This is a genomic window from Planococcus sp. TJ-201 (assembly GCF_058268495.1).
Map to the genome: position 1 here is coordinate 109,487 of NZ_JBZDOG010000007.1, position 12,499 is coordinate 121,985.

The 12,499-nt window shown below is 44.6% G+C and carries 11 protein-coding genes; 10 read left to right on the forward strand and 1 reads right to left on the reverse strand.

What is annotated here, in order from left to right:
- The first annotated feature begins 148 nt into the window (after nucleotides 1-148).
- The gene (locus tag AC4EG4_RS16370) at nucleotides 149-1,456 is read left to right on the forward strand and encodes a DRTGG domain-containing protein (protein ID WP_490978821.1); all 1,308 of its coding nucleotides are present in this window, start codon (nucleotides 149-151) and stop codon (nucleotides 1,454-1,456) included.
- 93 nt (nucleotides 1,457-1,549) lie between these two features.
- Here the strand turns inward: AC4EG4_RS16370 and AC4EG4_RS16375 are convergent, their stop codons facing one another.
- Nucleotides 1,550-1,855 (reverse strand): YtpI family protein, encoded by a 306-nt coding sequence (locus AC4EG4_RS16375; RefSeq protein ID WP_490978820.1) that lies wholly within the window; start codon nucleotides 1,853-1,855, stop codon nucleotides 1,550-1,552.
- A gap of 93 nt (nucleotides 1,856-1,948) precedes the next feature.
- Between AC4EG4_RS16375 and AC4EG4_RS16380 the strand changes: the two genes are divergently transcribed.
- From AC4EG4_RS16380 to AC4EG4_RS16420, 9 genes are all read left to right on the forward strand, one after another.
- A complete protein-coding gene (locus tag AC4EG4_RS16380; RefSeq protein WP_490978819.1) occupies nucleotides 1,949-2,893 on the forward strand; it encodes a DHH family phosphoesterase in 945 nt (314 codons plus the stop codon).
- Nucleotides 2,894-2,910: 17 nt separating this feature from the next.
- The gene (dnaE, locus tag AC4EG4_RS16385; protein WP_490988396.1) at nucleotides 2,911-5,967 is read left to right on the forward strand and encodes a DNA polymerase III subunit alpha; all 3,057 of its coding nucleotides are present in this window, start codon (nucleotides 2,911-2,913) and stop codon (nucleotides 5,965-5,967) included.
- 113 nt (nucleotides 5,968-6,080) lie between these two features.
- Nucleotides 6,081-6,731: a FadR/GntR family transcriptional regulator gene (locus tag AC4EG4_RS16390; RefSeq protein ID WP_490978817.1), complete on the forward strand. Its 651-nt coding sequence runs from the start codon at nucleotides 6,081-6,083 to the stop codon at nucleotides 6,729-6,731.
- Nucleotides 6,715-7,587 (forward strand): acetyl-CoA carboxylase, carboxyltransferase subunit beta, encoded by an 873-nt coding sequence (gene accD / locus AC4EG4_RS16395; RefSeq protein WP_490978816.1) that lies wholly within the window; start codon nucleotides 6,715-6,717, stop codon nucleotides 7,585-7,587. The genes AC4EG4_RS16390 and accD overlap by 17 nt, the downstream gene beginning before the upstream one ends.
- The gene (gene accA / locus AC4EG4_RS16400) at nucleotides 7,580-8,548 is read left to right on the forward strand and encodes an acetyl-CoA carboxylase carboxyl transferase subunit alpha (RefSeq protein WP_490978815.1); all 969 of its coding nucleotides are present in this window, start codon (nucleotides 7,580-7,582) and stop codon (nucleotides 8,546-8,548) included. The genes accD and accA overlap by 8 nt, the downstream gene beginning before the upstream one ends.
- A gap of 348 nt (nucleotides 8,549-8,896) precedes the next feature.
- The gene (gene pfkA, locus AC4EG4_RS16405) at nucleotides 8,897-9,856 is read left to right on the forward strand and encodes a 6-phosphofructokinase (RefSeq protein WP_490978814.1); all 960 of its coding nucleotides are present in this window, start codon (nucleotides 8,897-8,899) and stop codon (nucleotides 9,854-9,856) included.
- 22 nt (nucleotides 9,857-9,878) lie between these two features.
- Nucleotides 9,879-11,639 (forward strand): pyruvate kinase, encoded by a 1,761-nt coding sequence (pyk, locus tag AC4EG4_RS16410; RefSeq protein ID WP_490978813.1) that lies wholly within the window; start codon nucleotides 9,879-9,881, stop codon nucleotides 11,637-11,639.
- A 24-nt stretch (nucleotides 11,640-11,663) separates the two neighbouring features.
- The gene (locus AC4EG4_RS16415; RefSeq protein ID WP_490978812.1) at nucleotides 11,664-12,050 is read left to right on the forward strand and encodes an FxsA family protein; all 387 of its coding nucleotides are present in this window, start codon (nucleotides 11,664-11,666) and stop codon (nucleotides 12,048-12,050) included.
- Between the two features lie 187 nt (nucleotides 12,051-12,237).
- Nucleotides 12,238-12,499: citrate/2-methylcitrate synthase (locus AC4EG4_RS16420; protein ID WP_490988397.1), on the forward strand; the 262-nt coding region annotated here is incomplete at its 3' end.

The following is a 12,499-nucleotide window of genomic DNA, read 5'->3' on the forward strand; positions in this document are numbered from 1 at the left end:
TCGGGACATAAGTCAATCCAGCAGTGTGGCATAGAGCACCACTCTGCTGGATCGCCTTATGCCTGTCGGAACTGAGCGGCCACCTCCACATTTCATTGAATTATGCTACACTATTAGGTACATGAACGCAGAAAGAATGGGTGAAATCATGGCGACTAAACATGAACAGATATTGGATTATATAGAGACCTTGGCCGTCGGCGAAAAAATTTCGGTGCGGCGCATTGCCAAAGAGCTTCAGGTGAGTGAAGGGACTGCTTACCGGGCTATCAAAGAAGCGGAAACGAAACGGTTGGTGTCGACCATTGAACGTGTCGGAACCATTCGGATTGAACGCAAAAAGAAAGAAAATATTGAGCGGCTGACCTATGCAGAAATCGTCAACATCGTTGACGGGCAAGTGCTCGGGGGAAGAGCTGGATTGCATAAATCTTTAAACAAATTCGTGATTGGCGCGATGCAGCTTGAAGACATGATGCGCTATACAGAAGCAGGCAATTTGCTGATTGTCGGCAATCGCTACAAAGCACATGAATATGCGCTTCGTGCAGGTGCAGCCGTGTTGGTAACAGGGGGATTTGAAGCATCCGAAGGAGTGAAGAAGCTGGCAGATGAGTTTGAACTGCCGGTTATTTCAACTAGCTACGATACTTTTACTGTGGCAACGATGATTAATCGGGCCATTTACGACCAATTAATCAAAAAAGAAATTCTTCTAATAGAAGATATTTTGATCCCACTTGAAGTGACAGCGTATTTAAAAGTAAAAGAACCAATCAGAAGATATCATGAATTGAATGAAGAAACGACACACGGCGGTTTTCCGGTGGTCGATCAGTCGAATAAATTGGTCGGCATCATTACTTCTCGTGACGTGATTGGGCATCCGCCTACTGAGATCGTCGAAAAAGTGATGACCAAAGATCCCATCACGGTCTCTATGCAAACTAGCGTCGCCGCGGCAGGACATCGTATGATTTGGGAAGGCATTGATTTGATGCCAGTTGCAGATGATCATGGCAAGTTGAAAGGCGTCATCAGCAGACAGGATGTATTGAAAGCAATCCAAACTGCTCAACGTCAGCCGCAGCAGGGTGAAACCATCGACGACATCATCAAAAGCCAGCTGCATCAACAGTCCAATGATAAACTAGTATTGGAATTTCGAGTCACACCACAAATGACCAATGCCTATGGTTCAATTTCTCACGGCGCGTATACAATGATTCTCACGGAAGCTGCAGGAGCGGCTCTAAAAACAAAAAATCGAAAAGATAGTGTACTGGAAAACATTTCAATCTACTTCTTAAAACCGGTTCAGCTGGATGCCGTAGTGTTTGTCCATCCGAATATTTTGGACATCAGCCGGAAGTCTGCAAAAGTTGAAGTTGATGTGTCTCTTGATCACGAAATCGTGGGCAAGGCTATGTTAACATTCCAGTTACTGGATCGATAAACTGAGATTCCTCTCCAACAGTAAAAAAGGCAGCAGAATCACTCATGACTGAGTGTTTCTGCTGCCTAAAATATTCTATCCTGGATAAGTGGCTTACGGGTTTAAATCTGCTTCTTCTTCAAGAAATGTCTGATAATGCCGGGACGCTTTGTAATTGTAATAAACGAGAGCCACTCCAAGTACGATGAAAACGGCTGAAACAATGTACGTGATCGCACTTTGAAATACGAACAGCTGGTTGATGCCGAAAAGGGCCAAAAAGCTTCCCAACGCCATTGATGCACGAGCAGCATACCATTTTTTTCGAATGGGCAAAACAGTGCGTGTACGGAATTGCTTTGTTTTGTTATAAAAATAAATAACAAATGATACAATGATTAAAACAACGAATATTAACATAGGGACCTCCTGAATTCCAAAACTCATTATCATTGTACTGAGAACTGAGCAAAATTGCGAATGGATTTCCTTATAAAATGGAGGAACTCGGAAATGAACAGTCAAATCATCGACACAATTAAGCAATACAGCACCATTATTATTCATCGCCACGTGCGTCCGGATCCGGATGCATACGGGTCGCAGCTTGGATTGAAATACTTATTGGAACAAAATTTTCCAGACAAACGTATTTTGGCTGCAGGCACACACGACTATACGATGGACTTTCTGGATTTTCCTGATCAGGTAGAAGATCAGGATTTTGAAGGAGCATTGGTTATCGTGACCGATACCGCCAATACAGAGCGCGTGGATGATCAGCGCTACAAAATGGGCGCTAAGCTCATTAAAATTGATCATCATCCGAATGATGATGCCTACGGCGATATTATCTCCGTTGACACAACTGCCAGCTCAGCATCTGAACTGGTCTATGAGTTATTCGCTTATGGACGCGAACACGAAGGTTGGACCTTATCTTCAAAAGGAGCACGTTTGCTGTATGCAGGAATTATCGGAGACACCGGCCGCTTTCTTTTTCCAAGCACCACACAAAAAACTTTTGCAATCGCAGGTGAACTGATCAAATACGATTTTGACCGCAATGCCTTGCACAACGGCATGTACGAGATGGATCGCAAATTATTGCATTTGCAAGGCTATATGTACCAAAATTTTAAAATGGATGAAAATGGAGCGGCTCATGTCAAAATCACCAAAGATATCCTAAAAGAATTTGATGTTACAGCAACGGATACTTCTTTGCTGGTCGGTTCACTTGGCAATGTCAAAGGCATGAAAGCTTGGGTTATTTTAATTGAAGAAGATACTGAAATTCGGGTGCGTTTGCGTTCTAAAGGTCCAGTCATCAATACCTTAGCAAAAGAGTTTGGTGGCGGGGGCCATCCAATGGCTTCCGGCGCAACGGCTTATTCTTGGGAAGAGGCGGACCGGGTAATTCAGCGTCTTGCTGAAATCTGTGCTGCCGCAAAATAAAGAGGAGGAGTGTGTCAATGGTTTATCCGCATATAAGCACATCGGCTGATTTGCTGAAAAGTACGGTGCGCCTTGACCAACTTTTCCCGTATTTGAAGGAACAAGGAGCCGTTTCCGCTGCAATCGTTAATACGAAACTGTATGGCATTCTTCCGTTTTGGGAAGCCTGCCAACGTGCCGGCATCCATGGGGTAGTCGGCCTTTCGGCATTTATCGAGTATGAAGAACAGTCTTATCCGGTTGTATTGTACGCCCAGTCGAATAAAGGCTACAGCAATCTTTTAAAGATCTCGAGTGCGTTGGCGACAAGAGACAAAGAATCCATTCCGGAACAATGGCTGAAAGCTTACCGGGAAGGGTTGATTTGCGTTGTTCCGAATAAAATCGAGTGGCTGTTGACAGACCGCACGCCGGTGTTTGAATACATAAAAGAGCTATTTGGTTCAAAAGCGTTTGGCAGTATTGAACGGCCGGGTGGAATCCTGTCAGATCAGGAATCGGCATTTGCTGAAGTCTGCAAAAGCATAGCACTGCCGATTATGGCAACACACGAAAGCCGCTATTTGACAGAGCATGATGCCTTTGCTTATGAGGTAGCTTCTGCAATCGGCCAAGGCTTAAAATTAAATGATCCCCAAAGGCAGAAGCCAGAGCATCTCAGTGCTTACGTCCCTAGCCTTACAGAATTTGCTTCTTGGTTCGCAGACCGTCCAGAATGGCTCGAGTGCACAGCCGATCTGCTGAAAAGCTGTCAGGTAACAATTCCGATGAATCGCCAACTGCTCCCGGTGTTTCCGCTGCCCCAGGAAACCGACAAAGCTGCTTATATTGCTGAGCTGTGCAAAAGGGGATTGTCAGAGCGGGTACCCGGCTTTTTAACGTCTTACCAGGATCGACTGGATTATGAGCTATCGGTAATCGGAACAATGGGTTTTATTGATTATTTCCTGATTGTTGCGGATTTCATGAAGTACGCCAGAGACCAGGATATTATGACAGGTCCAGGCCGTGGATCTTCGGCCAGTTCGCTTGTGGCCTACTCGTTGAAGATTACCGAAGTAGACCCTCTTGAACATGGTTTGCTTTTTGAGCGTTTTTTAAATCCAGAACGAGTTACATTGCCGGATATTGACATTGATTTTGCTGACCATAGACGCCAAGAAGTTGTAGACTATGTCGCGAAAAAATACGGTACGGTTCGAACGGCGCAGATTATTACATTTGGCACTTTGTCCGCCAAGGCTGTTGCCCGGGACACCGCACGGGTGTTTGGTTTTGAAGCGGAAGAACTCGAAGCCATCTCAAAAATGATTCCAAACCGCCTGGGAACGACACTTCGCTCGGCTTTAAAGGATTCACCTGCATTGAACAGTTGGATTGTAGAGCGGGAAGAGCGCAAATCCTGGTTCAAGACTGCTTTAAAATTGGAAGGCTTGCCGCGCCATGCCTCTACGCATGCAGCGGGTGTGATTTTGAGTCCAACCCCGTTAGTTGAGCATGTCCCGATTGAAAAAGGGAACGAAGGCATATACTTGACGCAATGGCCCATGCATGAACTGGAAGCGATAGGCTTGTTAAAAATGGATTTTCTCGGTCTGCGCAATTTAACAATTCTCGAACAGATCAGAGCGCTCGTGTATTGGGATACAAAAAAACGGATAGACTACCGGAACATCCCACTCCAAGATGAAGAAACGTATAAATTATTGGCAGCAGGGGATACAACTGGCGTCTTTCAGTTAGAGTCTGATGGCATGCGCCGTGCACTCCAGCAAATCAAACCAACGGCTTTTGGCGATATTGTCGCTGTGAATGCGTTGTTCCGTCCAGGTCCGATGGAGTTTATACCGTTATATGCCAGACGGAAACACAAACAGGAGGCCGTGAAATACGTCCATCCCATTTTAGAGCCAATTTTAAGCGAAACTTACGGCGTTATCGTATACCAAGAACAGATAATGCACATTGCGGCGAAAATGGCGGGCTTTTCACTTGGAGAAGCCGATTTGCTGCGCCGAGCCGTCAGCAAAAAGAAACGAGAAATTCTCGACGAAGAACGACAGCATTTTGTCGGTGGAGCAAAGGCAAAAGGATTCACTGAAGCGGAAGCAGCGGAAGTTTATGATTTGATTGTCCGTTTTGCCGATTATGGCTTTCCGAAAAGCCATGCGGTAGCTTATAGCATCATTTCTTATCAATTGAGCTACATGAAAACTCATTATCCGGTTTATTTCTATACCGGCTTATTGACCAACAGTGCCGGCAATGCAGAAAAAACCAAACAGCTGCTGCAGGAAATTAAAGAAAAGAAAATTCCGCTGCTGCCGCCATCGGTCCAACAAAGCCGCCATTCGTTTTCTGTAGAACAAGGACAAGTGCGAATTGGGTTGAATGTGGTAAAAGGCGTTCCAGGAACGACCATAAGGGCATTGCTTGCTGCTAGAGAAGAAGGACCATTCAGCAGTTTGTTCAATATTGCTGAACGCATTTCTGCTTTGCATTTTAATCGGAAATCGTTTGAACCGTTGATCAAGGCAGGCGCTCTTGATGAGTTCGGTCACGACCGCAGTGTTTTATTGGCGTCGCTTGATAGCGCCATTAAACACGCTGAACTCGTCAAGCCGACTGAAGACCCCGGCTTGTTTGATGACATGGGATCCAGCTTTATGAAGCCAAAACATACGAAGGCTACTGCGATGCCAGAAACCTTGAAACTTGATTACGAGAAAGAAGTTCTTGGGTTCTATTTGTCCAAGCACCCAATTGAACGCGAGAAAGAAAATCGCCAGAAAAACTTTCAAGAATTGAAATCGCTGAAAACCAAACGGGACCGAGAATCGGTTATTGTCTTAGGAATGGTGGATGAGGTGAAGCGGATCCGAACAAAAAAAGGTGATGCTATGGCATTCTTGACGTTAATGGATGAGACAGGGCCCGTTTCTGTGACTCTGTTTCCAGTGGAGTATGCAAAATATAATCTGCTTTTGGAACCGCAGGCAATTCTTGAAATTCATGGAGTGGTTGAAAATCGCAATCAAAAAACGGCCATTATATGCAAAACAATAGAAACTTGACTGCTTTTCTCAAAGAAAAGCAGTTTTTTCTTTACGTAGCCCTATTTTTTTTGTAAGGTAAAGGTTATGAGTGGCCAGACCACTTTCAAAAAAATGGGAACTGAGGAACTGCCATGAATCAATCGAAACGATATTTGGACATAGTACGAGACATTCGTGACATGATTCGGCAAGAAAAAATCAAGCCAGGCGACCGCATTCCATCTGAGAGGGAATTGGCCGAAACAATGCAAGTTGGTCGATCAACATTGAGGGAAGCACTGCGCAGCCTGGAATTGTTGGGATTGATCGAAACACGCCGAGGAGAAGGGACTTTTTTGTCAGATTACAGAAACCATAAATTGGTTGAAGTACTGTCAACATTTGTTCTTCAAGACAATCAATCACATGAGGATGTTTGGCGGACACGTCAGCTTCATGAAATGGCGGCTATCCAAGAGATTTGCCAAAACGAAGCAGTCAGCCAAATGAAAATTTGGGACAGTTTTCGGCTGCGTCTTAAAGGCGAAAGTTTTCAACGAGAAGACTTTGTCCGGGAATTGATGGTGCTATCGGGTAACAGGTTGTCTTTAAAAATCTGGTTTTTGCTAAAACAATACAGTGGCAACCCATATGATGGACCTGTTTCTTCTGAAGAAATAGACCGCATGAACAATATACTGACCGCAATCGAGCAACAAGATGCCGATACGGCCATTCGCGAGTTTAAAGCATGGAGTGAATGGCTACAAAAGGAGAGAGTACGCAATGGCAATGATTCGTGATATTTTTAAGCGCAACAAAGACAGCAAAGAAGCAACCATTCCTTCAAAATCTGCAAAAGATGTACCAGAAGGGCTAATGACCAAATGCCCTGACTGCAAAGAAATTACGTTGACAAAAGATCTCGAAAAAAACAATAAGGTTTGCCCAAAATGCGACCATCATTTCAAGATGACCGCGCATGAACGGATAAATAGTTTGTTGGATAAAGGCAGCTTTGAATCAATGGACGACCACTTAAAATCTGAAAATCCACTTGGCTTTCCAGGGTATGCGGAGAAGGTCCAGGCAGACAGTGAAAAAACCGGTTTAAATGAAGCCGTACTGACGGGATCCGGTAAGCTCTTGGGACAAGATATTGTATTGGCAGTGATGGACTCCCACTTCCGAATGGGTTCAATGGGTTCAGTTGTAGGTGAGAAAATTACACGTGCCATTGAGGCAGCTACGGACCGCAAATTGCCATTCATTATCTTCACGGCGAGCGGGGGAGCGCGCATGCAAGAAGGCGTGCTGTCTTTAATGCAGATGGCTAAAACCAGTGTTGCGTTAAAGCGCCACAGCAATGAAGGCTTGTTGTTTGTATCGGTTTTAACGCATCCAACAACTGGCGGCGTATCTGCAAGTTTTGCTTCAGTAGGAGACATTAATATTGCAGAACCGAAAGCTTTGATTGGTTTCGCCGGCCGCCGCGTTATTGAACAGACGGTTCGAGAAAAACTGCCTGAAGATTTCCAGACAGCTGAGTTCTTGCTGGATCACGGACAATTAGATGCAGTTGTTCATCGTACAGACATGCAAAGTACTTTGTCGACTATCGTGCGGCTGCATACGAAAGGGGCTGTGGCAAATGGCTAAGAAAAACGGAAAAAAATCAATGCCTTTTGAAGAGCCGCTAATTCAGCTTCGCGCAAAAATTTTGGAACTGAAAGAGTATACGGCAACCGCTGAAGTGGACTTGAGTGCGGAAATTAAATCATTGGAAGACCGATTTTCAAAACTCGAAGAAGAAATATACGAGAACATGAAACCTTGGGACCGGGTTCAAGTAGCACGGCATCCCGAACGGCCTACCACTCTTGACTATATTCCGTTGATTTTTAACGATTTTATTGAAATGCATGGAGATCGCTTGTATGGAGACGACGCTGCAATTGTCAGTGGGATTGCATCTTTCCATGGACAGCCCGTAACCATTATTGGACATCAGCGAGGCAAAGACACAAAAGAAAATGTCAGACGAAATTTCGGCATGCCGCATCCGGAAGGCTACCGGAAAGCCTTGCGTTTAATGAAGCAAGCAGAAAAGTTCAAACGGCCGATTATTTGTCTGATTGATACCAAAGGTGCGTATCCTGGCAAGGCAGCAGAAGAACGCGGACAAAGCGAAGCGATTGCTCGTAATCTTGTGGAAATGGCTGGGCTCCAAGTGCCGGTATTGTCTATTGTGATTGGTGAAGGCGGCAGCGGTGGCGCACTGGCACTGGGTGTTGGCAATCAAATTTTAATGCTGGAAAACTCAACATTCTCAGTCATTTCTCCAGAAGGAGCAGCTTCCATTTTGTGGAAAGATTCTGCTTTGGCGCAAACAGCTGCCGAAGCGATGAAAATCACTGCCCCAGATTTGCTGGACATGAAAATAATTGAACACATGATTCCGGAAGTGCGCGGCGGTGCGCATCACGATCCGAAGAAACAAGCCTCAATCATTTCAGAAGCGATCAGACGCTCACTGGAAGAATTGAATGGCTTGTCCGGCGAAGAGCTGATTGATCAGCGTTACCGGAAATTTAAATCAATCGGTGTTTTCAGTGAATGATGGAGAACCGCTCAGGCGGTTCTTTTTCGTTCCAAAGGTTGTTGGGCGCATTTTTTTCTGCAAAACGACATGAGTTGAACTTCAGAAACCGGATTTTACTCTCTGCATCGCTTTTCCTTTGACAATGGACGGACGTTGATGCTATTGCTCCAATAGCATTACTTTCATCCTGTGGGTCCAAAGACAGAGCCGATTTATATAAAATCAAGAGGCGAAATTTAAGAGTTCAACTTATAGAGTCAGGAAAATGAAACAAAATCTTAACATGCAGCATGGTTTTTAAGGACTGACAGTAACGTCTTGCCGTGGTAAGGTAAACAGAGTAAATGGAACTGCAGGAGGGGTATTATGAAGAAAATTGGAGTATTAACAAGCGGAGGAGATTCGCCGGGCATGAACGCTGCTGTCCGTGCAGTTGTCCGTAAAGGGATTTACCATGGCATCGAAGTAGCTGGTGTTTATTCCGGGTACCAAGGACTGATCGAAGGCAATATTAAAAACCTGGAAGCAGGCGATGTTGGCGATATTATTCAGCGCGGAGGCACAAAGTTGTATTCCGCAAGATGCGAAGAATTCCGCACCGAAGCTGGCCAATTAAAAGCAATCGAGCAAATGAAAAAACAAGGTCTTGAAGGATTGGTGGTTATCGGGGGAGACGGTTCTTACCGTGGCGCGATGGCTTTGACCAAAAGAGGATTTCCGTGTGTCGGCGTTCCAGGAACGATCGACAACGACATTCCGGGAACCGATTACACAATCGGATTTGATACAGCGTTGAATACGGTTATCGAAGCAATCGATAAGATTCGTGATACGGCGACAAGCCATGAGCGGACCTTTATTGTGGAGGTAATGGGGCGTGACGCGGGCGATTTGGCGCTATGGGCAGGTCTTGCCGGTGGAGCAGAAACCATTCTAATTCCTGAAGAAAGTTATGATATTGATGAGATGATCGATCGGTTGCAAAAAGGCCGCGACCGTGGCAAACGCCACAGCATCATCATCGTAGCTGAAGGGGTTATGGGCGGCAACGAATTGGCCGACATTATCAAAGACAAAGCAGATATCGAAACGCGTGTTTCCGTTCTTGGACATATCCAACGAGGCGGTTCACCGACAGCACGTGACCGTGTCCTGGGCAGTTTGTTTGGCGCACGTGCAGTTGAAGTTTTGCTGAATGGTGATGGAGGACGAGCTATTGGCATGAAAAATCATCAGGTGGTAGACTATGATATGACAGAGGCATTCACTGCTGCGCATAATGCCGACATGAGTTTGTATACATTATCAAAAGAATTAGCAATTTAAAATGGTAAATGGAGTGAGTTTATTGAGAAAAACGAAAATTGTCTGCACAATCGGACCTGCAAGTGAATCACCGGAACTGCTTGAACGCTTAATTGAAGCGGGAATGAACGTTGCCCGTTTAAACTTTTCACACGGCAACCACGAAGAACATGCCTTGCGCATCAAACGCATCCGTGAAGCTGCGGACAAAGCTGGCAAAATCGTCGGAATTCTTTTAGATACAAAAGGTCCGGAAATCCGTACTCATCAAATGGAAAATAACTCCATTGAATTGGTGACAGGTCAAAAAATTGAAGTTTCCATGACGGAAGTTTTGGGAACTGCTGAGCGATTTTCTATCACTTACGAGCAGTTAATTGAAGACGTTGATACGGGATCAATTATTTTGCTTGACGATGGCTTGATTGAATTGCGTGTTGAAAGCTTAGACAAAGAACAAGGCATCATTCATACCATCGTTGAAAATGCCGGGACGTTAAAAAGTAAAAAAGGCGTTAATGTACCAGGTGTTTCGGTTCAATTGCCAGGTATTACAGAAAAAGATGCACAAGATATTTTATTTGGTATCGAACAAAATGTTGATTTTGTAGCTGCTTCATTTGTCAGAAGAAGTTCAGATGTTATGGAAATCCGCGGATTGCTTGAAAAAAATAACGGCGCACATATCCAGATCATTCCAAAAATCGAAAACCAAGAAGGTGTCGACAATATAGACGATATCTTGATGGTTTCCGATGGCCTAATGGTTGCGCGTGGGGACCTGGGTGTCGAAATTCCGCCCGAAGAAGTACCTTTGGTGCAAAAATCGCTAATTGAAAAATGCAACAGTGCTGGCAAACCTGTAATCACAGCTACTCAAATGCTCGATTCGATGCAGCGTAATCCGCGTCCGACACGTGCAGAAGCAAGTGACGTCGCCAATGCGATTTTCGATGGCACGGATGCCATCATGTTATCGGGTGAAACAGCAGCCGGCATTTATCCGGTCGAATCTGTTGAAACAATGCATCGCATCGCCGAAACGACTGAAGCTGCTTTAAACTACAAGCAAATTGTTTCGACAAGAAGAAAAGAAAAAGAGTCGAATATGACAGAAGCAATCGGCCAAGCAGTTGCCTATACCGCTTTAAACTTAAAAGTTCAAGCGATTATCGCACCAACTGAAAGCGGCACAACTGCTAAAATGATTTCAAAATATCGTCCTGGTGCACCCATTATCGCGGTAACTTCTTCAGATCGGCCAGCACGTAAGCTGTCTCTTGTTTGGGGTGTTCAACCAATCGTCGGATCGTCAGTCGAGTCGACAGATGAATTGCTTGAAAAAGCAGTGGATGAAAGCTTGAAGCATGGCTATGTTAAACATGGCGATCTTGTCGTCATCACAGCCGGCGTTCCAGTTGGGCAAGCTGGTACAACGAACTTAATGAAAGTTCATGTTATTGGGGATATCCTGGCTAAAGGCCAAGGAATCGGCAAAACGGTTGCTTTCGGTGAAACCGTTGTTGTCAGAAATGCAGAAGAAGCATTGGCTTTAGATGTAGAAGGGAAAATCATCGTGACGATCGGAACAGACCGTGATATGATGCCGGCCATTAACAAATGTGCTGGAATTATAACAGAAGAAGGCGGATTGACCAGCCATGCTGCAGTAGTCGGTTTAAGTCTTGGCATCCCTGTGATCGTTGGCGTTAAAGAAGCAACTTCGCTTATCAAAACCAATTACGATATTACAATGGACGCTGAATCGGGCATCGTTTATCACGGCCATGCCAGTGTTCTGTAAAATCTATCAAGGAGGCTGGTCAAAATGATGAAATGGATTTTCCTAGCATTAATTATTGTACCGTCTCTAGAGTTGGCACTGCTCATTTGGGCAGGAAGCAAGCTAGGATTTTTTGCTACGATGGCAATCATTGTTTCAACAGGCTTGATTGGTGCTTTTCTTGCAAAAAAACAAGGTTTAAAAGCACTTAAAGATATTCAAGATGGAATGAATAACTTTCAAGCTCCAGGAGATCAATTAATGAATGCGGCATTCATTCTAGTGGGTGGCGTTTTGCTGCTGACACCGGGGTTCATCTCTGATGCAGTAGGATTCACTCTGCTTTTTGCTCCAACTCAGAAAATGTATAAACCATTCATTTACCGAGTGATCCATAAAAAGATGAAAAATACCCGGGTTATCGTTGGATAATGCCGGGTATTTCCATCAATTTGCTGAGGAAATTTAAATTCTATAAGCGTTTCCATTCACAAATTCTGCAAAGTTGATTATAATGGCTAAGTAAGGGAATAAAAACAGAAGTTCATAAACGCAGATGAGACATCATTCTGCATTTTTTTTTGGAATGATGAATTAGACTGAAGAAGGAGCGATTTATATGACATCATCAAAAGGTTTAGAAGGTGTAGTAGCGACCCAATCCGCCATCAGCTCAATTATTGATGACACACTTACATACGTCGGCTACGATATTGACGACCTGGCTGTCAACGCCAGCTTTGAAGAAGTAATTTACCTGCTGTGGCACCAGCGGTTGCCAAAAGCAGACGAATTGGCGGAACTCAAGCAGCAATTGGCTGACAACATGGCCGTTCCCCAAGCCGTGCTGGATCATTTCAAAACATACGACATCAAGCATG